Below are 22,941 nucleotides of genomic sequence, written 5' to 3' on the forward strand. Positions count from 1 at the left end.
GAGGAGGCCCAGCAGGAGACCACGATGTACACGCCACCCTTTTTCAAGCAGGACCGCGCCGCGAGCCTGAAATTCGCCGAGGAGCGCGGCTTCGGCACGATGTGCGCCTTTGACGGCCACAAGCCGGTCGCCTCGCCGCTGCCGTTCTACCTGACTTACGCCGCTGACGGCACGCCGCAGGCCGCCTTTCATGTCGCCCGTCACAATCCGCTGCTAAAGCTGGCGGACGGCGCGACCTCCTGGCTGCTCGCGGTCAACGGCCCCGATGCCTATGTATCGCCCGACTGGTACGTCTCGCCGGATCAGGTGCCGACCTGGCTCTACCAGTCGGTGCATCTGAGCGGGCCGGTGCGCCTGTTGTCGGACGATCAGCTGGCGGTGCAGATCGACACGCTGAGCGACAAGTTCGAGAGCTGGCTGTTGCCGAAAGCGCCGTGGACATCGGCGAAGATGACGGCAGGCCGGCTGGAAGCGTTGAAGAAGGGAATCGTGGGGCTGGTCATGACGGTTGAAGAGGTCGAAGGCAGCTTCAAGCTCAACCAGCACAAATCGGACGCCGACTATACCGCGATCGCCAACGCGCTCGGTGCGCAACCCGCCGCCGACGCCAGGGAGATTGCACAGCTGATGCAGGACGTGAGGCCGGAGGCCTTCGCGAACGAAACCAACATGCTCGAAAGGAGCGCGCCATGAGCCTCACCGAAACCACCAAGGCCCCGACCACCGGCGCGGCCACGAAGCCCGCCACCGTCTTCGTCGACGGCGGCTCCGGCACCACCGGGCTCGGCATCAATGAGCGGCTGAAGCTCCAGAGCGACGTCACCGTGAAGACGATCGCCGACGACAAGCGCAAGGACCCCGCGGCCAAGAAGGCGCTGATGGAGGAGGTCGATCTCGTGATCCTCTGCCTGCCTGACGACGCCGCGAAGGAAACAGTGGCGCTGGTCGACAGCATGGGCACCGCAGGGCCGAAGGTGCTGGACGCTTCCACCGCGTACCGGGTCGCGCCCGACTGGGCCTACGGCTTTCCCGAGCTGACGCCGGACCAGGCCGGCAAGATCAAGGCCGCGAAGAAGGTCTCCAATCCCGGCTGCTATCCGACCGGTGCGATCGCGCTACTGCGGCCGATCGTCGATGCCGGTCTGTTGCCGCCCGATTATCCCGTCACCGTCAACGCGGTGAGCGGCTATTCCGGCGGCGGCAAGTCGATGATCGCGAGCTTCGAAGACGGCAGCGCGCCGTCCTTCGAGCTCTACGGCCTCGGCTTCGAGCACAAGCATTTGCCGGAGATGCAGCTCTATTCGAAACTGACGCGGCGGCCGATCTTCATTCCCTCGGTCGCGAACTACCGGCAGGGCATGCTGGTCTCGGTGCCGCTCCAGCTCGACGCGCTGCCCGGCAAGCCCAGCGGTGCGGACCTTCAGGCCGCGCTGGCTAAGCGTTACGCCGGCTCAAAATATGTCTCGGTGATGCCGCTCCAGAACGAGGCGACCAAGGGCGGCAAGCTCGAGCCGGAGGCGCTCAACGAGACCAACACGCTGGAGCTCCACGTCTTCGCCAGCGACAAATATCACCAGGCGGTACTGATCGCCCGGCTCGACAATCTCGGCAAGGGCGCGTCAGGCGCAGCCGTGCAGAACATGCGGCTGATGTTGGGCCTTGCCGACAATAGCTGATCGAACGTTGCTCGGGAGGCCAGCCCGGTGGACGAAGCGACGCTGCGACTTTCGACCCCGGCAAGACGATCAAATGACGCCTGAAAGGTACGCGTGATGAGCTCGAAGAAGATCGGCATTCTCGGCGCCTCCGGTTACACCGGGGCCGATGCGGTGCGCCTGTTGGCCCGGCATCCGAATGCCGAGATCGTCGCGCTCACCGCCAACACCCATGCCGGCAAGTCGATGGGCGACGTGTTTCCGCATTTTTTCATGCTGGACCTGCCGAAACTCGTGGAATGGGAAAAGGTCGACTGGAGCAAGCTCGATGCGGTGTTCTGCGGACTGCCGCACGGCACCACGCAGGAAATCATCGCCGCGGTCCTCAAGGCAAATCCCAAAATCAAGGTCCTCGACATGTCCGCCGATTTCAGGCTGCGGGACAAGAGCACCTATGCGCAATGGTACGGCCATGAGCACCGGGCGCTCGAACTGCAGGGCGAAGCGGTCTACGGTCTCACCGAATTCTATCGCGAGAAGATCACGTCGGCGCGGCTGGTCGCCTGTCCCGGCTGCTATCCCACGGCGGCGCTGCTCGCGCTGGTGCCGCTTGCGAAAGCCAAGCTGATCGACGTCGACGACATCGTCATCGACGCGAAATCGGGCGTCACCGGCGCCGGCCGCGGGCTGAAACAGAACACGTTGTTCAGCGAGGCGGGCGAGGGGCTGTCGCCCTATTCGGTCGGCACCCACCGGCACGCGCCCGAGATCGAGCAGGAGATCGGCGTCGCCGCCGGTTCCGCAGTGACGATCAACTTCACGCCGCATCTTATTCCGATGGCGCGCGGCGAACTCTGCACCTCCTACGTCAAGCTCAACGGCGCGACGCCGGACGATCTGCGAAGCGCGCTGGAGCAGGCTTATGCCAACGAGCCCTTCGTGCATGTCGCCAGGAAGGGCGTGCTGCCGCAGACCCAGAATGTGCGCGGCTCCAACTATGTGCAGATCGGCGTCGTCGCCGACCGCATCAAGAACCGGGCGATCGTGATTTCCACGCTCGACAATCTGGTGAAGGGTTCGGCCGGGCAAGCGATCCAGAACATGAACCTGATGTTCGGGCTGCCCGAGACGGCGGGGTTGGAGCAGATCGCGCTGTTTCCATGACACGAGGTACTGCGGTGGACGAAGCGACCTTGCATTTCTACCGGCAGAACCCCGAGGTCTATGCCGGCTGGGCGAAGGCCGTATCGACGCGGTTGCGGGGCTTTCTCGCCCTGCTGCCGCCGGGAGGCGCGATCCTCGAGCTCGGTTGCGGTGCCGGCAATCATTCCGCAGTGATGCTCGCCGAAGGTTTTTCAGTGCGTGCGACCGATGGCTCGCCCGAAATGGCCGAGATCGCCTCGCGCCGGCTTGGTCATCCCGTCGAGGCGATGCGGTTCGACCAGCTGGATGCGCACGAGGCCTATGACGGCGTCTGGGCGAGCGCCTGTCTGCTGCATGTGCCACGCGACGAACTCGCCGGCATCCTTGGAAAGATCCACCGTGCGCTCAAGCCATCAGGCGTGTTCTACGCCAGCTACAAGATGGGTGAGGACGATGGCCGCGACAGCCTCGGACGCTACTACAGCTACGTCTCGCGGGAGTGGCTCGAGATGACTTACGCCAGCGCAGGTTCGTGGATCACGCTGTCGTCGGACACCAACGTGATCCAGAGTTTCGACGAGACGCCAGCCAACATGCTGAACCTCGTCGTACGCAGGGCCTGATCCCTAAGAGACCCGATTTCTAGAGCACCTTGAAGATTGCCAGCGCAAGCACGGCCTGGGCGAGGAAGCCGACGGTGAAGGCGAGAGTCCGGAACACCGGGATTCCGAGCGCATAGACGATCAGATGCGCGACACGCGACCAGAAATAGACCGCGCAGGCGAGCACGGTCCATTTCGAGGAATAGTCGATCGCGTTCAGGATCAGCACCAGCGGCGCGAAGAGCACGAGGTTTTCGACGGCGTTGTCATGCGCGAACATCAGGCGGTTCGCCCACTCCGCCTGCGGCTTGTCGCCGCGCGAGGGATTGGCCAAGGCGCCACTGAGCCCCCGAACCTGGCAGCGGTTGATGGTGTAGGGAATCCAGAGGATCCCGGTCAGGATCACCGTCAGTGTCAGCCAGAACAATTCGCGCGTCATAACCCGGTCCCCTCTGTCGTCGCTGTGTTGAACGCGAGATTATACAAGCGCGCAGGATTGCGCCATGCGCAAAGAAATCCCGCTAGGCGCGAACCCTGACATAGCTGCCGGGCGCGTCCTCGATCGCGGGCAGGGCCTCGCTGCCGACTACGCGCGCCGGGACTTCCTCGGGATCGAGCCCGCCCAGCCATTCGCGCCAGTCCGGCCACCACGAGCCCTTGTGCTCCACCGCGCCCTTCATCCATTCGGCGACGTTGACGTCCTTGACGTTGTCGTTGGTCCAGTACTGGTACTTGTTCGAGGCGGGCGGGTTGACCACGCCGGCGATGTGGCCCGAGCCGGACAGGACGTATTTCACCGGGCCGCCGAAGAACTGCGAGCCGTACAGCACCGATTCGGCCGGCGCGATGTGGTCCTCGCGGGTGGCGAGGTTGTAGACCGGCACCTTGACCTTGGAGAGGTCGAGCAGCGTGTTGTCGAGCACCATGGTGCCGGTGGAGAGCCGGTTCTCCAGGTAGCAGTTGCGCAGGTAATAGGAATGGTTCGACGCGGTCATGCGCGTCGCATCCGAATTCCAGTGCAAGAGGTCGAACGCGCTCGGCTGCTGGCCCTTCAGATAGTTGCTGACGACATAGGACCAGATCAGATCGTTGGAGCGCAGCATGTTGAAGGCCATCGCCATCTTCGAGCCTTCGAGCACGCCGGCGGCCTTCATGTCCTGCTCGAGGGCTGCGATCTGCTCCTCGTCGACGAACACGAGGAGATCACCGGCATGGGTGAAGTCGACCTGCGCCGCGAAGAATGTCGCCGAGGCCACGCGCTGGCGGCGCTTCTCGGCGAGCCAGGCCAGCGTGGTCGCGAGCATGGTGCCGCCGACGCAATAGCCGGCGGTGTGCACCTTCAACTCGCCGGTGACCTTCTCGATCACGTCCATCGCCGTGAGCGGGCCTTCCTTCATGTAGTCTTCCCAGCTCTTGGTGCCGAGCCGCTTGTCGGGATTGACCCATGAGATCACGAACACGGTGATGCCCTGGTCGACGCACCACTTGATGTAGGATTTCTCCGGCTTGAGATCGAGGATGTAGAACTTGTTGATCCAGGGCGGCACGATCAGGAGCGGCGTGCGCAGCACGTTCTCCGTGGTCGGCGAATACTGGATGAGCTGCATCATCTCGTTCTGGTAGATCACCTTGCCCGGCGTCGTCGCCATGTTGACGCCGACGACGAGGTTGTCCGGATTGGACTGGCGGATCTTCAGCATGCCCTTGCCGGCCGCGATGTCCTCGGCCAGCATCTTCAGGCCGCGTGCGAGATTTTCGCCGCTGCTCGCCACCGTCTCGCGCAGCACTTCCGGATTGGTCAGCACGAAGTTCGACGGCGAGATCGCATTGGTGACCTGCTGGACGTAGAACTCCGCCTTGCGGCGGGTCTGCGGATCGAGCTCGGCGTCCTGCACCAGCTCTTGCGCCCATTTGGCTGTGAGCAGATAGAGCTGCATCACGAAATCGAAGAACTGGTTCGACTTCCATTCCGGATCGGCAAAGCGCTTGTCGCGCGGCGAGGGCGCGATCGCGGGTGAAGCGTCCTGGCCAGCCATGCGGCGTGCCGCCGAGCCCCAGAGGTCGAGATAATCCTTGGCGAGCTTGGTCTGCAGATCCGACGCGCGGGACGTATCCGCCAGCCAGTATTCGGCGACCGACGTGAAGGTCTTGACCACTTCCGTCAGCTCGGCCGGCGGGCGATCCTGCACCTCGCCGCTCTCGCGTGGCTTCAGATACGCGGCGAGCGCCTTGCCGCCGCTCTCCATCGCCCGCGCGACATTCATCGCGAAGGCTTCCGCATCGAACTTCGTTTCGGATTTGGTTGTGTCGGTCGTGGCGCTACTCATGAGCAGAACAGTAACGATTCATTCCGTATTCGTCACCGCGAAGCTCGCATGTTTGGCGTTAAACAAGCTCCAACATGTGCTGCACTGCGACAAAGCCCCTTGGTTTTGTCACAATCAGCGTGCACCTCTTCCACCGTGGGCCTTGGCAGTATTCTCGCTCGTACCATTTGTGGGCAGCAATGGTTTGAGCTTGGGCAGGTTGTCGGGTTAAGCTCCGGCAGCCTTGCGTTGGGATGAGTAGGGGATTTCCCAAGTGTTGGCGTTGAGGGACCTGCAAAAGTCGCTGCCGATCTGTGGCGCGCTGCTGATGGCGGCGCTTGCCTTGGGCGGCTGCTCGAGTCAGCTGGCTGACTATACGCCCACCGACGCGCAGGCCCATCCCAGGGAGCCCGGCTCCTACCTTCCGGTGCACGATCTGCCGCCGGATCGTGATCAGGCGATCATCCCGCCGGACCAGCGCGCCAAGATCGAAGCCGAGCTGGCCGCCGCGCGCGAGCGCCAATCGGTTGCCGCAAAAGACGCCAAGTAACGCGGCGTAATCGCTGGCGCCCCCGCCATGCCGTGCTAAAAGACCTCAGTTCAGCCGAGAGTCAGGGCGAACGACCTCAGCTCCTGCCGTCGAATATTGCTCTAAGCGTTTGATTTTGAGTGATTTTCGCGAGGGGGCGAGAGCTTTCCCGAGCGGCTGTCATGGCCGGTCGATTCTGTCCTGACCGGATGCCCGGAGCCCAGAGAGCCATGGAAGAGTTTTACCGCATCCGCCGCCTTCCGCCTTACGTGTTCGAGCAGGTCAACCGGGCCAAGGCGGCCGCGCGGAATGCCGGCGCCGACATCATCGACCTCGGCATGGGCAATCCGGACCTGCCGGCGCCGGCGCATGTGCTGGAGAAGCTGAAGGAGACGCTGGGCAAGCCGCGCACCGACCGCTACTCGGCCTCCCGCGGCATCCCCGGGCTGCGCCGGGCCCAGGCCGCTTATTACGCCCGCCGCTTCGGCGTGAAGCTCAACCCCGACACCCAGGTCGTCGCGACACTCGGTTCGAAGGAGGGCTTTGCCAATGTGGCGCAGGCGATCACCGCGCCCGGCGACGTCATCCTCTGTCCGAACCCGAGCTACCCGATTCACGCCTTCGGCTTCCTGATGGCGGGCGGCGTTATCCGCTCGGTGCCCTCGGAGCCGACGCCGCAATTCTTCGAGGCGGTGGAACGGGCGATCGTGCATTCGATCCCGAAGCCGCTCGCGCTCGTCGTCTGCTACCCCTCGAACCCGACCGCCTATGTCGCGAGCCTCGACTTCTACAAGGACCTCGTCGCGTTCGCGAAGAAGCACGAGATCCTGATCCTGTCCGATCTCGCCTATGCCGAAGTCTATTTCGACGAGAACAACCCGCCGCCCTCGGTGCTCCAGGTGCCTGGCGCGATCGACGTCACGGTCGAGTTCACCTCGATGTCGAAGACCTATTCGATGGCGGGCTGGCGCATGGGCTTTGCGGTCGGCAACGAGCGCGTGATCGCCGCGCTCGCCCGCGTCAAATCCTACCTCGACTACGGCGCCTTCACGCCGGTGCAGGTCGCGGCGACCGCCGCGCTGAACGGCCCCGACGATTGCATCAAGGAGATGCGCGACACCTACCGCAAGCGCCGCGACGCGCTTGTGGAATCATTCGGCCGTGCCGGCTGGGAGATCCCGCCGCCGGAAGCGTCCATGTTCGCATGGGTGCCGCTGCCGGAGGCCTTCCGCAGCGTCGGCAGCATGCAGTTCGCAACCCTGATGGTGGAGAAATCCGGCGTCGCGGTCTCGCCCGGCGTCGGCTTCGGCGAGCACGGTGAAGGATATGTCCGCATCGCCATGGTGGAAAACGAGCAACGGATCAGGCAGGCCGCGCGCGGCGTGCGCCGCTTCCTTGAAAGCGGCATCGAAACGTTGCACAACGTCGTTCCGCTCGCCAATCGGCGTTAAGTTTCTCTTCGGCAGGTTTTCTAAAGCATCATGGTTGCACCCCTGAAAGTGGGCATAGCGGGGCTCGGCACCGTGGGCGCCGAAGTTGTCCGTTTAATCGAGACCCAGGCCCGCGTGCTCGCGGGCCGCAGCGGCCGCGGCATTCGCGTCGTCGCCGTCACCGCGCGTTCGAAGGCGAAGAAGCGCGGCGTCGACCTGCGCGGCGTCGAATGGGCCAGGGACCCCATGGCACTGGCCACGCATCCCGGCATCGACTGCTTCGTCGAGCTGATGGGCGGCGCCGGTGATCCCGCTCTCTCTGCGGTCGAAGCGGCACTGAATGCGGGCAAGTCGGTCGTCACCGCCAACAAGGCGCTGCTCGCCAAGCACGGCCTGAAGCTTGCCAAGGCCGCCGAAAAGCACGGCGGCGCGCTGAATTTCGAGGCAGCGGTCGGCGCCGCGATCCCTGTCATCAAAACGTTACGCGAAGGGCTTGCCGGAACCGGGGTCACCCGCGTCTACGGCATCCTTAACGGCACCTGCAATTACATCCTGACGCGGATGGAGCAGGAGGGGCTGTCGTTCGCCGAATGCCTCAAGGATGCGCAGCGGCTCGGCTACGCCGAGGCCAATCCGTCCTTCGACGTCGATGGCCATGACACCGCGCAAAAACTTGCCATTCTCGCCAGCCTCGCTTTCGGCACGAAAGTTGCTCAAAGCGCGGTGTATGTCGAAGGTATCTCATCCATCGCGCCGGAAGATCTGCGCGCGGCCGACGATCTCGGTTACCGGCTCAAGCTGCTCGGTGTTGCGGTTCGCACCGCCAAGGGGATCGAGCAGCGCGTGCACCCGACCATGGTTCCAAAATCCTCCTCGATCGCGCAGGTGATGGGTGTCACCAATGCGGTCACGATCGATGGCGAGGGCATCCCTCCGATCACGCTGGTCGGCCCCGGCGCCGGCGGTGCTGCGACCGCATCCGCCGTCGTCGCCGACATCGCCGACGTTGCGCGCGGCATCCGCGCCAATCCGTTCGGCCGGCCGATCTCGCATCTGCGCGACACCAAGAAGGCGCCGATGGAGCGGCATGAGGGCGGCTACTATATCCGCCTGCTGGCGCGGGATTTCCCGGGCACTGCGGCCGCGATCGCGACCCGGCTCGCGGAGCAGAAGATTTCGATCGAGTCGATCGTGCAGCGTCATCCCAATGGCGGCGCTGCGCCGGCGAACGGCAAGGCGGTGCCCGTGCCCGTCATCCTGATCACCTATGCGACGCATGAGGACGCCGTGCGCCGCGCGCTCTCCGCCGTGCAGAAGGACAAGGTGATCAGCGGACGGCCGCAGGTGATCCGGATCGAGAAGAACTGAGCATGCCCCGGAAAAATGTGAAGCGGTTTTCCGGAAAGGTCATGCTCAAACAATAAGACGCGGTTCGAACGAACTGTGGGTGTTACGAGTTGATGCGGACGGAGATTTCCGTCCAAAACTGTTCCGAAGGAGTTAGCCGATGTCGACCCATATTTCAGTCCCGCCGCACGCGTTGCTCGAGCGCATTCTCACGCTGGAGATCGTGCGGGTGACGGAGCGGGCGGCGGTGTCTTCGGCGCGGCTGCGCGGGCACGGCAACGAAAAGGCGGCCGACCAGGCCGCCGTGGACGCCATGCGGCGCGAGCTCAACAAGCTGCCGATCGAGGGCACCATCGTGATCGGAGAGGGCGAGCGCGACGAAGCGCCGATGCTGTTCATCGGCGAGAAGGTCGGCATGAACGCCGGCCCGCAGGTCGACATCGCGGTCGACCCGCTCGAAGGCACCACGCTGTGCGCCAAGAACATGCCGGGCTCGATTGCCACCATGGCGATGGCCGACGGCGGCACGCTGCTGCACGCGCCCGACGTCTACATGCAGAAGCTTGCGATCGGGCCGGGCTACGACAAGGGCGTCGTCGATCTCGATGCGACGCCGGCTGACAACGTCCGCCGCCTCGCCAAGGCCAAGGGCGTCCAGCCGGATGGCATCACCGTTCTCGTGCTCGACCGTCCGCGCCATGCCAGCATCATCGAGAGCGTGCGCTCGACCGGCGCCGCCGTCCGCCTCATCACCGACGGCGACGTTGCCGGCGTGATCCACTGTGCCGACCCTGACAACACCGGCGTCGACATGTATCTCGGCACCGGCGGCGCGCCGGAAGGCGTGCTCGCGGCCGTGGCGCTGCGCTGCATCGGTGGCCAGATGCAGTGCCGCCTGATCCTGGATTCCGACGAGAAGCGCGAGCGCGCCGCCAAGATGGGCGTCAACGATCCCAAGATGATCTACGGCATCGAGGACATGGCGCGCGGCGACTGCCTTTTCGCCGCCACCGGCGTCACCACCGGCTCGCTGCTGTCGGGCGTCAAGTTCCGCAAGGACGGCGTGATCGAGACCGAGACGGTCGTGATGCGCTCCGTCACCGGCACCGTGCGCTACATCAAGGCCGAGCATCGTGAGTTGGCGAAGTTCCATCTGGACTGACGCCCTCCGTCATTCCGGGGCTCGGGAAGCGAGAACCCGGAATCTTGCGCAACAACTTCTGGATTCCGGGCTCGATGTGGAGCTGTCATCGGGCTGGCCGAAGGCCGGCCCCGGTGCCATCGCCCCGGAATGACAACAAGAACAATCAGGGGAAGCGCCCATGTCCGATCTCTCCGCCGTCAAAGCCCTCGTGTTCGACGTGTTCGGCACCGTAGTCGACTGGCGCACCAGCCTGATCACCGACTTCATGTGGTGGGCGAAGGGCCGCGGGATCAGCGCCGACTGGACCGCTCTGGTCGACGGCTGGCGCGGCATGTACATGGCCTCGATGGACGACGTGCGCAAACATCCCGAGCGCGGCTATGTCATGCTCGACGATCTGCACCGCCGCTCGCTGGAAAAGCTGGTCGCGCAATTCTCGATCAAGGGCCTCACCGACGCCGATCTCGACTATCTCACCAAGGGCTGGCACCGCCTCAATCCCTGGCCCGACAGCGTCGCCGGCCTGACCCGCCTCAAGACCAAATTCGTGATCTCGCCGCTGTCGAACGGCAACGTCGCGCTGCTCACCAACATGGCGAAATTCGCAGGCCTGCCGTGGGACCTCATCATGTCGGCCGAGCTGTTCGAGCACTACAAGCCCGATCCCGAGACCTATCTCGGCGCCGCGCGCCTGCTCGGCCTCAAGCCGGAGCAGGTGATGATGGTCGCCGCCCACAACGGCGATCTCGCCGCCGCCCAGAAGAACGGGCTGAAGACCGCGTTCGTGGCGCGGCCGACCGAATACGGTCCGCTCCAGAAGGTCGATTTCGAGGCGACCGGCAATTGGGACATCGTCGCCAAGGATTTTGGCGGGGTCGCCGACAGGCTCGGGTGCTGAGCGGCACTCCTTCAATTTGACATCCTTCAAGACAGCGCCTTTCATATCGACAATGTCGATGTGTGAGGTGCGCCCCTGGATACCGAGCTCGCGCGTACATTCCTGACCGTGGTCGCGACCGGCAATTTCATCACGGCCGCCGAGCGCCTTCACGTCAGCCAGTCCACCGTCAGCACGCGGATCCACAGCCTCGAAGAACTGCTCGGTTGCACGCTGTTCGTACGCAACAAGGCCGGTGCCGCGCTGACGGCGGCCGGGCGACAGTTCCAGCGCCACGCTTCGACGCTTGTTCGCACCGTCGAGCAGGCCCGCCACGACGTCGGCGTCCCCAAGGGATTTAGCGGGGCGCTGGTGGTCGGAGGCCGCATCGGCCTGTGGGAGGAGTTCCTGCTGCTTTGGGTACCGCGCATGCAGGAGGCCAATCCGCAAATCTCCATCCGCGCCGAGAGCGCGCTCGAGCCGGAATTGATGCAGGGGCTGGTCGAGGGCCGCATCGACATCGGCGTGATGTACACCCCGCAAAGCCGCCCCGGCCTCAAGGTCGAGTTGCTGATCGAGGAGCAGCTCGTGCTGGTCTCGACCAATCCCAGGAGCGATCCGGAGCCGCAGGACGGCTACGTCTATGTCGACTGGGGGCCCGAATTCTACGCCCGGCACAGTGCCGTCTTTCCCAATTTCGCCGGGCCTGCGCTGACCGCCAACATCGGCTGGCTCGGGCTGCAGCACGTTCTCGCCAACGGCGGCTCCGGCTATTTTGCGCACCGGATCGTCGAGCCGCTGCTGAAGGCGCGGCGGCTGCACTTGGTGGTGGGAGCGCCGAAATTCTCGATGCCGGCCTATGTCGTCTATTCGGTCGACCAGCCCGACGACCACGTGCAGAGCGCGATAGCGATCATGCGCGATCTCGCGGTCGAACAGAGCCGGCGCGTGACGGAAACGCCGGCGCGCGGCGCCCGCAAGCGCCGCTGACGGCTGGTTTACGCCCCCGAGGGATTGTTGCTCGCCGCGGCCGCGGCCGCGATTTCGCCAGCGCGGTGCACCGGCGCGATTGCCGCCATCGTTTGTGCCAACCGATAGGTGACCCAGCGGAGCAGCAGGTGGAAGAATGACGCTTCGCCCTGTGATGTCGTAATCATGATCACTCCTGGTGTGCGTGAGGCGTCTGCAGGAAGCGGCCTTCGCGGGCAACCGGCGATGCCACGCTGCCCAAGCTACGCAGAAGAGTGATTTTGACAAACGAATAATATTGGCGGTTACAATCGAATTATTCGATATTAGGAAACGCAGAAATTGTATTGTGTATTTGGCCAATGGTCCGGTCGGCATGCGCCGCCCGGACCCGATTTGAAGAACGACATTGGCTTGGACGGCTAATGTCACTTCGCCGCGATCGCACTCGCTGCCTTACGGATCACGTCCAAAACCACATCCGGCTTCGACAGCATGGGGACGTGGGACGACGGCACTTCGGTCACGGTGGCGTTCATGCGCTTCGAGACGAAGTGCTGCAGATCGGGGTGAACCGTCTGGTCCTTGCTGGCGAGGATGTACCAGCTCGGTTTCGCGTTCCACGCGGTGCCATCGGCCTTCTGGGTAAGGAGATCCGCAACCGGCGCCCCTTGCGTCGCGTAGACCAGCTTCTGCTCGGCCTCGGGCAGGTCGCCGGCAAAGTGCGTCAGGCCGCTTGGCTTGAGCCAGACACGGCCCGCCGGCGCGTCGATGTGGCCAAACACCTGCGTCGTCGGAAATTTTGCAATCTGGCTCTGCGAGGTTTCATCGGCATCGGGCGCGAGCGCTGCGATGTAGACCAGCGCGGCCACCCGCGGATCGGTGCCGGCGTGCGTGATCAGCGTGCCACCATAGGAATGGCCGACGAGGACCACGGGTCCGGGAACACGGCCAAAACACGCCGTCACGCAGGCGACATCTGTTGCGAGTGAATCGAGCCCGTGCTGGCTCGCCATGACCTCATGGCCTTCGGCTTGCAGCGTCGGGATCAGCTTGCCGAAGCACGATCCGTCGGCCCAAAGGCCGTGTGCGAAAACGATGCTGGGTTTGGTCATGATGGTCTCCGTTGGCTGCGCAAGGGCGAGCGGACTTGCTCGCAGAGCGTGAAGCAGGGACGCTTCACGTCTAACGCGCTACCGATTCAGCCGACAGAGGGCGGCGAGGATAATCGGGCGAAAGTGAAATCGGACGGTTCGGATGTTCGAGGCGGTTATCGCGGCGAAGCGGCGCGAAGGCCAGAGGCGGAATGAATGAATGCTCGCCGGGCGAGCCCGCCTCACGCGATCCGCAGTGCCGGGTCGTTTCCTTCCGTTTCGGCAAAGCCCGCCTGCAAGACCTCTTCGCGCTTGTGGCGCAGATGCGCGCGCAGGATGTGGGAGAGGCCGGCGCCGTCGCGCCGCTGCAGCGCGTTCAGGATCGCCTCGTGCTCCTTCACGGCGAACGCCCAGCGCTGCGGTGTCATCGGCGTGACGTAGCGCGCGCGGCGGATGCGCGCGGTCACGGAGGCATAGAGCCCGGTCAGCGCGGGATTTTCGGCTGCGGCGACGATGGCCTCGTGAATGGCGCGGTTGCCGCGATAATACTGGATCAGATCGCCCTCGCGATAATGCCGAACCATGTCGTCATGCGCGGCGGCGATTTCGCCGATCCCGGCGTCGCTGATGCGCTCGCAGGCGAGCTCGCCGGCGAGCGCCTCGAGACCCTGGCAGACCTCGAACAGGTCGCGCATGTCCTTGTCAGTCAGCTTTGCCGCGCGCGAGCCGCGATGGGGCAGGAGCTGCACGAGCCCTTCGGCGGCGAGCACCTTGAGCGCCTCGCGCAGCGGCGTGCGCGAGATCTGGAGTCGGTCGCACAGCTCGCGCTCGGGAATCCGCGCGCCCGGCGGGATTTCACCGTCGAGCAGGATGGCGCGGATGCGGCCGACAACCTCCTCGTGAAGCATGGGCAAACGCTCCAGTTTGAATGCAAAAATGAAGTTATACGCCACTATTCGGAAGTTCCAGCTTGAAAATTGCAAATTTTGCATTCAAAAATGCAAAAAACAGAAGGACACGAGGAAATGGACCATGCCGCGGAGACGGACGACCTCGTTTTTGAATGCAAGGACAGTATCGGGTGGATCACTTTCAACCGCCCGCAGGCGCGCAATGCCTTCACCTTCGCCATGTACGAGCGGCTGGCGGCGATCTGCGAAGAGGTCAACGACGATCATTCGATCAAGGTGCTGGTGCTGCGCGGGGCCGGCGACAAGGCCTTTGCCTCGGGCACCGACATCAATCAGTTCCGCGAATTCAAGACGCCTCAGGACGCCATCGACTACGAGAACCGGATCGATCGCGTGCTCACGACCCTCGAGCAGTGCCGCGTGCCCACGATCGCGGCGATCAACGGGTTCTGCACGGGCGGCGGCGCCGGCATTGCCGCGGCCTGCGACCTGCGCATCGGCACCAGCAGCACGAAAATCGGATTTCCCATCGCTCGGACCCTCGGCAATTGCCTGTCGATGTCCAATGTCAGCCGTCTCACCGCGCTGATCGGCGCTGCGCGCGTCAAGGATCTGATCTTCACCGCGCGCCTCGTTGACGCCGCCGAAGCCGCCAGCGTCGGGCTGCTCGGCGAGGTCGTCGATGACATCGCAGCGCTCGACCAGCGAGCCGATGAACTTGCCCGGCTCTTGGCCAGCCACGCGCCGCTGACATTGACCGCGACCAAGCAGGCCGTGGCCCGCCTGCAAAGGCGGCTGACGCGGGACGAGGGGGAAGACCTCATCCTGATGTGTTACACGAGCCAGGATTTTCGCGAAGGGCTCGATGCTTTCCTCAACAAGCGCGCGCCGCAATGGCGCGGCCAATAGGACGCCCCGATGCAAAGCGATCGAGCACAAACCAACTCCGGCCGTCCGGGGCCGCTTGCCGGCCTCAAGGTCATCGATCTCACCCATGTCATGGCGGGGCCGACCTGCACCCTGATGCTCGCTGACATGGGCGCCGACGTCATCAAGATCGAGAAATCGCCGAACGGCGACGACACTCGCCATTCGGTGCCGCCGAAGATCGGCGAGGAGGCGGCCTCCTTCCTGATGATGAACCGCAACAAGCGCGGCATCGTGCTGGACCTCAAGACCGAAGGTGGTAAAGCGGTGCTGCGACGGCTGATCGCGGGCGCTGACGTACTGGTCGAGAACTTTGCGCCAGGGGCCATGGAACGCCTGGGCTTCGGCTACGAAGACCTGCACAAGCAGCATCCGACGTTGATCTACTGCTCGCTGTCGGGCTTCGGCCGCACCGGCCCCTACAAGCATCGCCGCGGTTTTGACCTCGTCGCGCAGGCCATGAGCGGCATCATGAGCTTTACCGGCGAACGCCCGGATGGGCCGCCGGTCAAATGCGGCCCGCCGCTGTCCGACATCACCGCCGGCCTGCTCGCGAGCATGGGTATCCTCGCCGCCTATACGCACCGCCTCAAGACCGGCGAGGGGCAGTGGGTCGAGACGTCGCTCTATGAGGCGGCGCTGGTGCAGACCTACTGGCAGTCCACGATCGCGCTGGCCGCAGGCACGGCGCCGCGCGCGATGGGCTCGGCCCATCCGCTCAACGCGCCATACCAGGCTTTTGAAGCTTCGGACGGCTGGCTCGTGGTCGGTGGTGCCAACAAGAAGCATTGGCTGTTGATGTTGGAAGCACTCGGTGCGAGCGAACTGGCCGCCGATCCGCGCTTCGCCAACGGCTCCGACCGCATGGCGAACCTGAAGGAGCTCGAGGCGGTCCTGGGCGAGCGTTTCCGCACCAAATCGCGGGCTCATTGGCTGGCAGCACTGGACGAAAAGGGCGTGCCGTGCGGACCCGTGCACGACATGCTGGAGGCGCTCAGCGATCCCCAGACGCTGGCGCGCGAGATGGTCGTCGAGGTCGAGCACTCCACGCTCGGCCCCGTGAAGACGATCGGGCTTCCCGTCAAGTTTTCGGAGACCCCAGGCAAAGTGCTGTCGGGCGCGCCGGTCTATGGTGAGCACACAAGCGAGGTTTTGGCCGAGCACGGGTTCGACCAGAAGCAGATCGAAGCGCTCGAGAAAGAAGGCGCAATCGTTCTGGGCTTAGCGAGGCGCGAGGAACGCGTCGCCTGACCGGACGTCGGTAGAACAAAAAAACATAAAAGCTGGAGGAAATCATGGGTGGGACGTCAAGGCTTCTGCTATCCGCGGCTGCGGCCGTACTCGCCGGCACCATGCCGGCGCTCGCCGCCTGGCAACCGCAAAAGCCGATCGAGTTCGTGGCCACGGCAGGGCCGGGCGGCGGCACCGACAATCTCGCCCGCGCTGTGCAGAACATCATCACCAAGTACAAGCTGACGGAGCAGCCGATCGTCGTCGTCAACAAGGGCGGCGGCAGCGGCGCGGAAGGCTATGTCTACGGCAAGGCTTCCGCCGGCGATCCCTACAAGGTGATCTTCGGCACCTCGAACGCCTGGCAGCAGCCGCTCGTCTCCAAGGTCGCCTTCAACTACACCGATCTCACCCCGATCGCGGCGATGGCGCAGGACGAGTTCCTGCTCTGGGTCAAGCAGGATGCGCCGTACAAGACGGCGGGTGACTATCTGAAGGCGGCCGCATCCGGCGAATTCAAGATGGGCGGCGCGCAGTCAAAGGACACCGACGAGGTGCTGACCCGCATGATCGAGAAGGCCGGTCACGTCAAGCTGACCTACATCCCGTTCAAGAGCGGCGCGGAGACCGCGGTGCAGCTCGCCGGCGGACACCTCGATTCCCACGTCAACAATCCCAGCGAAAGCCTCGGGCAATGGCGCGGTGGGACGCAGCGCCCGCTTTGCGTGTTCAGCCCGAAGCGGCTGGCGCCGGGCGCCAAGGTCACGGCGACCGAAGGCTGGGGCGACGTTCCAACCTGCGTCGAGCAGGGTCTCGACATCAAGCAATACGAACAGCCGCGCACGGTGTGGCTGCCCGGCAAGGTCACTCCGGAGCAGGCCGCGTTCTACGTCGACTTGATGAAGAAGGTGCAGGCGACGCCGGAATGGAAGGACTACATCGAGAAGACCTCCCAGGTCGACACGTTCCTGACCGGGGCCGAGTTCGACAAGTTCATCAAGGAGGACCTCGAGCACGTCAAACAGGTCGCGGGCGAGCAGGGCTGGCTGGTCAAGTAAAGCGGAAGGTCCCGCACCATGATATCGCGCCGCGCTCTTGAACTTGCGACCGCCGTCCTCACCGGGAGCTTTGGTGCGGCCGTCGTCGTCTCCAGCCTCGACAACGGCATCGGCTGGTCGAGCGCGGGCGTCGACGCCGGCACGTTCCCGTTCCTGACCGGCATCATCATCGTGCTCGGAAGCCTCTACAATCTGGTGCGGGGCGTGCTGCCGGCTGCGACGCTTGCAAATGTCCCCATCGCGATCACGCCGATCGAGCTGCGCCGGCTTGCCGGCCTGTTCGTGCCGGCCGCGATCTTCGTTGCCGCGATCCCGCTGGCCGGGATGTACATCGCCTCGGCCCTGTATGTCTTCGCGGTGCTGGCGATGCCCCGGCATCAATCCGTGCCACGTGCGCTGGCGATGGCGGCGGCCACGACGCTCGCCCTCTACGTCGTGTTCGAGCGCATGTTCCAGGTCAGTCTGCCGCATGGCGCGCTGGCCGCCGCATTCGGCTTCTGAGGGCGGGGCCGATGGATAATCTCGGAGAACTCCTGCACGGCTTCACCATCGCGGTCACCGTGCCGCATCTGGCCCTGATGGTCGTCGGCGTGTTGCTCGGCATTCTCGTCGGCGTGCTGCCGGGGCTGGGTGCGCCGAACGGGGTGTCGCTGCTGCTGCCGCTGACGTTCGGCATGCAGCCGGTGTCGGCGATCATCCTGCTCTCCAGCATGTACTGGGGGGCCCTGTTCGGCGGCTCGGTCACCTCGATCCTGTTCAACATTCCGGGCGAGCCATCGTCGGTCGCGACCACCTTCGACGGCTATCCCATGGCTCGTGATGGCCGGCCGACGACGGCGCTCGCCACTGCCTTCGGCTCGGCGGCGTTCGGCGCGCTGATCGGCGTCATCCTGATCACCTTCCTCGCATCCTGGGTGGCGCAGGTCGCGCTCGCCTTCGGGCCGCCGGAATATTTCGCGGTCTATTTCCTCGCCTTTGCGAGCTTCGTCGGCATGGGCGGCGCGGCGCCCATCAAGACCGTCGTGGCGCTGGCGATCGGCTTCGCGATCGCCGCGATCGGAATCGACACCGTCTCCGGCAGCGTCCGCCTCACCATGGGCATCGACGAGCTGGTGAAGGGCGTGAACTTCGTCGTCGCGGTGATGGGCCTGTTCGGCATCGGCGAGCTGCTGGTCGCGGTCGAAGAGGAGTTTCATGCCCGCGCGGTCTCCTCGAAGATCGATTGGCGCGAGGTGTTTCGTGCTGTCGGCCGACTGCCGCGGCACAGCGTTGCATTGTTGCGGAGTGCCGCGATCGGATGCTGGATGGGGATCACGCCGGGCGGCCCGACCGCGGCGTCCTTCATGAGCTACGGCATCGCCCGCCGCTTCTCGCGCCGTGGCCGGTACTTCGGCACGGGTGAGGTCGAAGGCATCATCTCGCCGGAGACGGCCGATCATGCCGCCGGCACCAGCGCGCTGCTGCCGATGCTCTCGCTCGGCATTCCCGGTTCGGCGACCGCCGCCGTCATGATGGGCGGGCTGATGATCTGGGGCCTCAATCCCGGGCCGATGCTGTTCGTCGACCAGAAGGACTTTGTCTGGGGGCTGATTGCCTCGATGTATGTCGGCAACATCGTCGCCGTCGCGCTGGTTCTGCTGACCGTCCCCGTATTCGCGGCCTTGATGCGGATTCCCTTCGTGGTGATCGCGCCCCTGATCGTGATCATCTGCGTCGTTGGTGCCTATTCGGTGTCGAACTCCTATCTCGACGTGGTCATGATGCTCGGCTTCGGGATCGTCGGCTATCTCTTCAAGAAGCTGTTCTATCCGCTGGCGCCGCTGGTGCTCGCGATCGTCATCGGCGACAAGGCCGAGGATGCGTTCCGGCAATCGATGCTGATGTCGAAGGGATCGCTCGGGATCTTCTTTGCGAACAAGCTGGTGACGTGCCTGATCGTGGCCGGCATCGCACTGCTGCTGCTTCCGCTCGCATTGCAGCTCGCGCGCCCCTGGCGCAAACCCATATCCCCAACGGCTGAGACGACGGCCCAGGAGAAGGTGATCATATGACTGCAAAGCCGCTCATTGCGCTGGCGATGGGAGATCCCGCCGGCATCAGCCCGGAGTTGACCGCCAAGCTCGTGGCGCAGGACGACATCCGCGCCCGCAGCCGTCTCGTCGTGATCGGCGACCGCCGCATCTTCGACGAAGGCGCGCGCGTCGCCGGCATCAAGCCGGAGCTGAAGACAGTGGAGCAGGGAGCCGACTTTCGCGCGACGGAGGGCGATGCGCTGTTCGTCGATCTCGGGCATCTCGATCTTAAAGAGGTCGAACCGAAAACCGCGACCCTTTCCGGCGGCAGCTTCGCGCTCGCCAACTACAAGCATGCGCTCGAACTCGGTCGCGACGGCCGCGTCGATGCCGTCTGCTTCACCCCCTTCAACAAGCAGGCGATGCGGCTCGCCCGCGCCGAATATGACGACGAGATCGCATTTTCAGCCGAGGTGGTCGGGCTCAAGACGGCGGCGAGCGAATTCAACGTTCTGGATCAGCTCTGGAACGCACGGGTCACCTCCCACATTCCGCTCAAGGACGTCGCCGCGCGGCTGTCCAGCGATCGCATCCATCGCGCGCTCAAGCTGACCGACGCCTGCATGCGCAATGCCGGCTTCGCGCGACCGCGCATCGCGGTCGCGGGTCTCAATCCACATGCCGGCGATGGCGGCAATTTTGGCCGCGAAGAGATCGATGTCATCGCGCCCGTGGTCGCGGCCGGCCAGCGCGAGGGCATCGCTGCCGAGGGGCCGTTCCCGGCCGACACCGTGTTTCTGCGCGCCAAGGGCGGCGCCTTCGATGCGGTGCTGACGATGTATCACGACCAGGGCCAGATCGCGATGAAGCTGATGGGCTTCGATCGCGGCGTCACCTTGCTCGGTGGCTTCCCATTCCCGATCTGCACGCCCGCGCACGGCACCGCCTACGACATCGCAGGGCGAGGCATCGCGTCGATCGGCGCCAGCCGCGCCGCGTTGTTGCTCGCCGCGGAGATGGCCGCGCGCCGCGCTGCGTGACGGCCAGTGCTACTTCGTGATCGGCGTGACCAGCTCCTTGTCTGCTGAATCCACGACGAAGACGGCCAGCAGCTTCGCAGGTTCGGTATCGCTGGCATTCGCACTTATGGCGTGACGGTCGCCGGGCTTTTCGAAGAAATTCTCTCCTTTGCGATAGACCTTGGCGGGGTCGTCATTGACCTGACTGCGGATCGCTCCTTCCAGGATGGTCGCATAGATGAATGCGGAGCGCGGATGCATGTGGGCCGGCGAGGAGCCGCCGGGACCATACTCGACCAGCACGCCCTTCATGCTCTTGCCTGGGACGTTCGGCAGCGCCTGGTCGAACACGACCGTCACTTTGGCCAGAGGTGCCGGTTCGGCCGCATGGCCCGTCAGGACTGATGCGGCATAAACCGCCGTTGCGATCAGCAATCTGCGCATGGGATTTCCTTCATTGCAGTGGTTGTCGTGATGGAAGGTCCGGCGGACCCTCAGAGCCTTGCGAGCCATGTTGCGAGCGACGTTTTTCCAAGCCGCGCCTCGCCGAGCGGGTTCAGCGATGTGTCGTCGATGGGGGCGCCGTAGTACGGTGCCTTCGGGTCTCCCACCACCGGTCGGGCGTCGCCGGACGCCTTCAGGCGCCGCGCAATGAATTCATTGAAGGGGGCCTTCTCGGGTCCTGCGATATCGATGGTGCCGTTGAGCGGCCGGCCCATGGCGACCTCCGCGAGGCGATCAGCTACGTCTTCGGCGGCGATCGGCTGAAACAGTGCGGACGGGACGACGATCTTTCCTTCGACCACAGCCGTATCGGCGATGGCGCCGAGGAATTCGAAGAACTGGGTGGCACGAACGATGGAGTAGGGGACGGAAGACGATTTGATGATGGTCTCCTGGGCGAGCTTGGCCCGAAAATAGCCGTTGTCGGGCGACCGTTCGGTCCCCACGATCGACAGCGCCACGTGATGATTCACGGCTGCTGCCGCCTCTGCCGCGATGAGGTTTGTGCTCGAGCGCTGGAAGAAATCGAGCACGGCGGCGGGCTCCCAGGACGGCGCGTTGGCGACGTCGACGACAACATCCGCGCCAGCCAGCGCTGCTGCGAGGCCTTCCCCGGTCACGGCGTTCACGCCTGATTTCGGCGAGGCTGCAACGGCCTCGTGGCCGTGTTGGTTCAACTTCGTCACGAGCTTGGATCCGATCAATCCGGTCCCGCCGATCACGACGATCTTCATGGCATGTCTCCTCGGCATGTGACGAGCGTGAGTGATCCAGGTCCGTGAACCGATCACGTCACGTCGCCCAACGTGATGCGAAGCGCAGCTTAGCCGAGCAATGCGGCGAGCTCTTGCCTGTAACCGGCCTGCTTTGCCGGAAAATGCTTCAGAGACTCGTTGCGACGGGGGGACGCCGCGCCTGCCGCGGTCGGATCGAAGCCCAACGCAAAAGTTTGCTGCATCTGCTCTGCTCGTGCGGAGGCGGCTAAATTGCACCGAGATCAATGTTCTTATTGTACTGAGATATGTACCGGTTCATATTGCGCCGCACCGACCCTCAAATGCACCGAGAGGTGGTCGCGCTCGACAAAGCGGAGCAACAGAATGAGCATGAATTATCTTGATGTGTTTCTGGCATTCCTCGGAATGACCTTTGGCCTGCCTTCAGTGCTGCCCGGCCTCTTTTTCCAGCGGAAGGCCGAGCCGCCTCGAACCTCGCAAGCGACGTCGACCGACGCCGGCCCACCAGCAACCGATGACGACGTCAGGACTACCTGAGCCGAGTCTCGCCCGCGATGTTTCGACGTGACGCGGCGCCGAGGCGCGAGCGTGACGATCATGGAGATGCGCAGATGGATTTGACGGTCGCCACGGTGATCATCGCCTTTTCCGGCGTCTTCCTGATCTGCTTCATGAAGGGCGCATTCGGCGGCGGCTTCTCCATCGTCGGCATTCCGTTGCTGTCGTGCGTGATGGATCCGGTCACGGCGGGCGGCCTGCTCGCGCCGCTCTTCATCGCCATGGACCTGTTCGCGCTGCGCTACTGGAAGCCCTCGACATGGTCGAAGCCGGACCTGGTGCTGCTGTTGCCCGGGCTCGTGATCGGCATTGCCCTCGGCTACCTCTTGTTCCGTGTATTGGACCATCGCGCCGTCGCGATCGTGATGGCAGTCGTGACGTTGAGCTTCGTTGGCATATGGCTCGTGCGTGATCCGAAGGTGGTAATTCGTCCGCGCTCCTCGCCGAAGGCGGTTGCTGCCGGTCTTGCCTCGGGTGTCACGACCATGGTAGCGCATTCCGGCGGACCGCCGCTGGCGATGTACCTCCTGCCGCTTGGCCTCAGCAAGGAGGTCTACGCGGGAACGACGAGCCTGTTCTTCACCGTCGGCAACGCGATCAAGGCGGTACCTTGGCTGTTGCTGGTGCGGCCGGCGGGCAACGTCTGGATCGTGATGGCGGCGTGCCTCCTTGCCATTCCCAGCGGCGTCTGGCTCGGCTGGCGGCTGCACGGAAAGCTGGACCAGCGGCAGATCTACCGGGCGTGCCATGGCTTGCTGGCCGTGACGGCGTTGAAGCTGTTGTGGGACGGCGTGTCTGGTTATCTCGGATAGGCCGCAAGTCGCTCCGCATCACGGCACGACCATCATTCGACGGTCACGCTGCCCCGCTCACAGATCACGCGATGATG

25 protein-coding genes are annotated in these 22,941 nt (G+C 64.4%); 18 read left to right on the plus strand and 7 right to left on the minus strand.

Annotated elements, in window-relative coordinates:
* Positions 1-24: 24 nt before the first annotated feature.
* The 4 genes from AC5ZFO_RS24825 to AC5ZFO_RS24840 all read left to right on the plus strand — a co-directional run bounded on the left by AC5ZFO_RS24825 (position 25) and on the right by AC5ZFO_RS24840 (position 3,421).
* Positions 25-693 carry an FMN-binding negative transcriptional regulator gene (locus AC5ZFO_RS24825; RefSeq protein WP_282519444.1) on the plus strand — a complete coding sequence of 223 codons (669 nt, stop codon included), beginning with the start codon at positions 25-27 and terminating at the stop codon, positions 691-693.
* Positions 690-1,676 carry an N-acetyl-gamma-glutamyl-phosphate reductase gene (gene argC / locus AC5ZFO_RS24830; RefSeq protein WP_282519443.1) on the plus strand — a complete coding sequence of 329 codons (987 nt, stop codon included), beginning with the start codon at positions 690-692 and terminating at the stop codon, positions 1,674-1,676. Before AC5ZFO_RS24825 ends, argC (AC5ZFO_RS24830) begins: the two co-directional genes overlap by 4 nt.
* A gap of 96 nt (positions 1,677-1,772) precedes the next feature.
* Entirely contained in the window at positions 1,773-2,819 is a 1,047-nt protein-coding gene (gene argC / locus AC5ZFO_RS24835) for an N-acetyl-gamma-glutamyl-phosphate reductase (protein ID WP_063983503.1), read from the plus strand.
* Positions 2,820-2,833: 14 nt separating this feature from the next.
* On the plus strand, positions 2,834-3,421 hold the full coding sequence (locus AC5ZFO_RS24840) for a class I SAM-dependent methyltransferase (protein ID WP_496122753.1): 588 nt from the start codon (positions 2,834-2,836) through the stop codon (positions 3,419-3,421).
* 19 nt (positions 3,422-3,440) lie between these two features.
* Here the strand turns inward: AC5ZFO_RS24840 and AC5ZFO_RS24845 are convergent, their stop codons facing one another.
* Together AC5ZFO_RS24845 and AC5ZFO_RS24850 are read right to left on the minus strand one after the other, a co-directional pair.
* Positions 3,441-3,839 carry an MAPEG family protein gene (locus AC5ZFO_RS24845; RefSeq protein WP_071914281.1) on the minus strand — a complete coding sequence of 133 codons (399 nt, stop codon included), beginning with the start codon at positions 3,837-3,839 and terminating at the stop codon, positions 3,441-3,443.
* 82 nt (positions 3,840-3,921) lie between these two features.
* On the minus strand, positions 3,922-5,727 hold the full coding sequence (locus AC5ZFO_RS24850; RefSeq protein ID WP_282519441.1) for a PHA/PHB synthase family protein: 1,806 nt from the start codon (positions 5,725-5,727) through the stop codon (positions 3,922-3,924).
* 253 nt (positions 5,728-5,980) lie between these two features.
* On the opposite strand from AC5ZFO_RS24850, the gene AC5ZFO_RS24855 reads away from it, so the two are divergent.
* From AC5ZFO_RS24855 to AC5ZFO_RS24880, 6 genes are all read left to right on the plus strand, one after another.
* Positions 5,981-6,256 (plus strand): hypothetical protein, encoded by a 276-nt coding sequence (locus tag AC5ZFO_RS24855; protein WP_135213523.1) that lies wholly within the window; start codon positions 5,981-5,983, stop codon positions 6,254-6,256.
* Between the two features lie 209 nt (positions 6,257-6,465).
* Entirely contained in the window at positions 6,466-7,686 is a 1,221-nt protein-coding gene (locus tag AC5ZFO_RS24860; RefSeq protein WP_282519440.1) for an LL-diaminopimelate aminotransferase, read from the plus strand.
* A gap of 30 nt (positions 7,687-7,716) precedes the next feature.
* Positions 7,717-9,033, plus strand: a complete 1,317-nt coding sequence (locus AC5ZFO_RS24865) for a homoserine dehydrogenase (protein ID WP_282519439.1) — start codon at positions 7,717-7,719, stop codon at positions 9,031-9,033.
* 139 nt (positions 9,034-9,172) lie between these two features.
* Positions 9,173-10,174 (plus strand): class II fructose-bisphosphatase, encoded by a 1,002-nt coding sequence (gene glpX, locus AC5ZFO_RS24870; RefSeq protein ID WP_282519438.1) that lies wholly within the window; start codon positions 9,173-9,175, stop codon positions 10,172-10,174.
* 160 nt (positions 10,175-10,334) lie between these two features.
* Positions 10,335-11,054, plus strand: a complete 720-nt coding sequence (locus AC5ZFO_RS24875; protein ID WP_282519437.1) for a haloacid dehalogenase type II — start codon at positions 10,335-10,337, stop codon at positions 11,052-11,054.
* 75 nt (positions 11,055-11,129) lie between these two features.
* Positions 11,130-12,023, plus strand: coding sequence for a LysR family transcriptional regulator (locus AC5ZFO_RS24880; protein WP_282519592.1), 894 nt, complete (start codon positions 11,130-11,132; stop codon positions 12,021-12,023).
* A gap of 8 nt (positions 12,024-12,031) precedes the next feature.
* Here AC5ZFO_RS24880 and AC5ZFO_RS24885 read toward each other — a convergent pair whose 3' ends face one another.
* The 3 genes from AC5ZFO_RS24885 to AC5ZFO_RS24895 all read right to left on the minus strand — a co-directional run bounded on the left by AC5ZFO_RS24885 (position 12,032) and on the right by AC5ZFO_RS24895 (position 14,004).
* The gene (locus AC5ZFO_RS24885) at positions 12,032-12,190 is read right to left on the minus strand and encodes a hypothetical protein (RefSeq protein ID WP_282519436.1); all 159 of its coding nucleotides are present in this window, start codon (positions 12,188-12,190) and stop codon (positions 12,032-12,034) included.
* Between the two features lie 240 nt (positions 12,191-12,430).
* A complete protein-coding gene (locus tag AC5ZFO_RS24890) occupies positions 12,431-13,117 on the minus strand; it encodes an alpha/beta fold hydrolase (protein WP_282519435.1) in 687 nt (228 codons plus the stop codon).
* Between the two features lie 221 nt (positions 13,118-13,338).
* Positions 13,339-14,004, minus strand: coding sequence for a GntR family transcriptional regulator (locus tag AC5ZFO_RS24895; protein ID WP_282519434.1), 666 nt, complete (start codon positions 14,002-14,004; stop codon positions 13,339-13,341).
* A gap of 117 nt (positions 14,005-14,121) precedes the next feature.
* Here AC5ZFO_RS24895 and AC5ZFO_RS24900 point away from each other — a divergent pair, with 117 nt between their 5' ends.
* From AC5ZFO_RS24900 to AC5ZFO_RS24925, 6 genes are read left to right on the plus strand one after another with little or no spacing between them, the layout of a single operon-like run.
* On the plus strand, positions 14,122-14,916 hold the full coding sequence (locus AC5ZFO_RS24900) for an enoyl-CoA hydratase/isomerase family protein (protein WP_496122754.1): 795 nt from the start codon (positions 14,122-14,124) through the stop codon (positions 14,914-14,916).
* Between the two features lie 9 nt (positions 14,917-14,925).
* On the plus strand, positions 14,926-16,185 hold the full coding sequence (locus AC5ZFO_RS24905) for a CaiB/BaiF CoA transferase family protein (RefSeq protein ID WP_282519432.1): 1,260 nt from the start codon (positions 14,926-14,928) through the stop codon (positions 16,183-16,185).
* A gap of 44 nt (positions 16,186-16,229) precedes the next feature.
* Positions 16,230-17,222 (plus strand): Bug family tripartite tricarboxylate transporter substrate binding protein, encoded by a 993-nt coding sequence (locus AC5ZFO_RS24910; protein ID WP_282519431.1) that lies wholly within the window; start codon positions 16,230-16,232, stop codon positions 17,220-17,222.
* Between the two features lie 18 nt (positions 17,223-17,240).
* Positions 17,241-17,723, plus strand: coding sequence for a tripartite tricarboxylate transporter TctB family protein (locus AC5ZFO_RS24915; RefSeq protein WP_282519430.1), 483 nt, complete (start codon positions 17,241-17,243; stop codon positions 17,721-17,723).
* An 11-nt stretch (positions 17,724-17,734) separates the two neighbouring features.
* Positions 17,735-19,273: a tripartite tricarboxylate transporter permease gene (locus AC5ZFO_RS24920; RefSeq protein ID WP_282519429.1), complete on the plus strand. Its 1,539-nt coding sequence runs from the start codon at positions 17,735-17,737 to the stop codon at positions 19,271-19,273.
* Positions 19,270-20,274: a 4-hydroxythreonine-4-phosphate dehydrogenase PdxA gene (locus AC5ZFO_RS24925; RefSeq protein ID WP_282519428.1), complete on the plus strand. Its 1,005-nt coding sequence runs from the start codon at positions 19,270-19,272 to the stop codon at positions 20,272-20,274. The genes AC5ZFO_RS24920 and AC5ZFO_RS24925 overlap by 4 nt, the downstream gene beginning before the upstream one ends.
* 9 nt (positions 20,275-20,283) lie before the next feature.
* Here the strand turns inward: AC5ZFO_RS24925 and AC5ZFO_RS24930 are convergent, their stop codons facing one another.
* Both AC5ZFO_RS24930 and AC5ZFO_RS24935 read right to left on the minus strand, forming a co-directional pair.
* Complete coding sequence (locus AC5ZFO_RS24930) at positions 20,284-20,697, minus strand: cupin domain-containing protein (protein ID WP_282519427.1); 414 nt, start codon at positions 20,695-20,697, stop codon at positions 20,284-20,286.
* Positions 20,698-20,747: 50 nt separating this feature from the next.
* Positions 20,748-21,491, minus strand: a complete 744-nt coding sequence (locus tag AC5ZFO_RS24935; RefSeq protein WP_282519426.1) for an SDR family oxidoreductase — start codon at positions 21,489-21,491, stop codon at positions 20,748-20,750.
* A gap of 366 nt (positions 21,492-21,857) precedes the next feature.
* Between AC5ZFO_RS24935 and AC5ZFO_RS24940 the strand changes: the two genes are divergently transcribed.
* Together AC5ZFO_RS24940 and AC5ZFO_RS24945 are read left to right on the plus strand one after the other, a co-directional pair.
* The gene (locus AC5ZFO_RS24940) at positions 21,858-22,031 is read left to right on the plus strand and encodes a hypothetical protein (protein ID WP_282519425.1); all 174 of its coding nucleotides are present in this window, start codon (positions 21,858-21,860) and stop codon (positions 22,029-22,031) included.
* Positions 22,032-22,105: 74 nt separating this feature from the next.
* Positions 22,106-22,864 carry a sulfite exporter TauE/SafE family protein gene (locus AC5ZFO_RS24945; protein WP_282519424.1) on the plus strand — a complete coding sequence of 253 codons (759 nt, stop codon included), beginning with the start codon at positions 22,106-22,108 and terminating at the stop codon, positions 22,862-22,864.
* Positions 22,865-22,941: the final 77 nt, after the last annotated feature.

The organism is Bradyrhizobium sp. Unk1, from assembly GCF_059512345.1.

Bases quoted from the DNA above. Each gene is read 5' to 3' on its own strand.
- AC5ZFO_RS24825 (WP_282519444.1), top strand. From the start codon at position 25: ATGTACACGCCACCCTTTTTCAAGCAGGACCGCGCCGCGAGCCTGAAA.
- argC (WP_282519443.1), top strand. From the start codon at position 690: ATGAGCCTCACCGAAACCACCAAGGCCCCGACCACCGGCGCGGCCACG.
- argC (WP_063983503.1), top strand. From the start codon at position 1,773: ATGAGCTCGAAGAAGATCGGCATTCTCGGCGCCTCCGGTTACACCGGG.
- AC5ZFO_RS24845 (WP_071914281.1), bottom strand. From the start codon at position 3,839: ATGACGCGCGAATTGTTCTGGCTGACACTGACGGTGATCCTGACCGGG.
- AC5ZFO_RS24850 (WP_282519441.1), bottom strand. From the start codon at position 5,727: ATGAGTAGCGCCACGACCGACACAACCAAATCCGAAACGAAGTTCGAT.
- AC5ZFO_RS24860 (WP_282519440.1), top strand. From the start codon at position 6,466: ATGGAAGAGTTTTACCGCATCCGCCGCCTTCCGCCTTACGTGTTCGAG.
- AC5ZFO_RS24865 (WP_282519439.1), top strand. From the start codon at position 7,717: ATGGTTGCACCCCTGAAAGTGGGCATAGCGGGGCTCGGCACCGTGGGC.
- glpX (WP_282519438.1), top strand. From the start codon at position 9,173: ATGTCGACCCATATTTCAGTCCCGCCGCACGCGTTGCTCGAGCGCATT.
- AC5ZFO_RS24875 (WP_282519437.1), top strand. From the start codon at position 10,335: ATGTCCGATCTCTCCGCCGTCAAAGCCCTCGTGTTCGACGTGTTCGGC.
- AC5ZFO_RS24885 (WP_282519436.1), bottom strand. From the start codon at position 12,190: ATGATTACGACATCACAGGGCGAAGCGTCATTCTTCCACCTGCTGCTC.
- AC5ZFO_RS24890 (WP_282519435.1), bottom strand. From the start codon at position 13,117: ATGACCAAACCCAGCATCGTTTTCGCACACGGCCTTTGGGCCGACGGA.
- AC5ZFO_RS24895 (WP_282519434.1), bottom strand. From the start codon at position 14,004: ATGCTTCACGAGGAGGTTGTCGGCCGCATCCGCGCCATCCTGCTCGAC.
- AC5ZFO_RS24900 (WP_496122754.1), top strand. From the start codon at position 14,122: ATGGACCATGCCGCGGAGACGGACGACCTCGTTTTTGAATGCAAGGAC.
- AC5ZFO_RS24905 (WP_282519432.1), top strand. From the start codon at position 14,926: ATGCAAAGCGATCGAGCACAAACCAACTCCGGCCGTCCGGGGCCGCTT.
- AC5ZFO_RS24910 (WP_282519431.1), top strand. From the start codon at position 16,230: ATGGGTGGGACGTCAAGGCTTCTGCTATCCGCGGCTGCGGCCGTACTC.
- AC5ZFO_RS24915 (WP_282519430.1), top strand. From the start codon at position 17,241: ATGATATCGCGCCGCGCTCTTGAACTTGCGACCGCCGTCCTCACCGGG.
- AC5ZFO_RS24920 (WP_282519429.1), top strand. From the start codon at position 17,735: ATGGATAATCTCGGAGAACTCCTGCACGGCTTCACCATCGCGGTCACC.
- AC5ZFO_RS24925 (WP_282519428.1), top strand. From the start codon at position 19,270: ATGACTGCAAAGCCGCTCATTGCGCTGGCGATGGGAGATCCCGCCGGC.
- AC5ZFO_RS24930 (WP_282519427.1), bottom strand. From the start codon at position 20,697: ATGCGCAGATTGCTGATCGCAACGGCGGTTTATGCCGCATCAGTCCTG.
- AC5ZFO_RS24935 (WP_282519426.1), bottom strand. From the start codon at position 21,491: ATGAAGATCGTCGTGATCGGCGGGACCGGATTGATCGGATCCAAGCTC.
- AC5ZFO_RS24940 (WP_282519425.1), top strand. From the start codon at position 21,858: ATGAGCATGAATTATCTTGATGTGTTTCTGGCATTCCTCGGAATGACC.
- AC5ZFO_RS24945 (WP_282519424.1), top strand. From the start codon at position 22,106: ATGGATTTGACGGTCGCCACGGTGATCATCGCCTTTTCCGGCGTCTTC.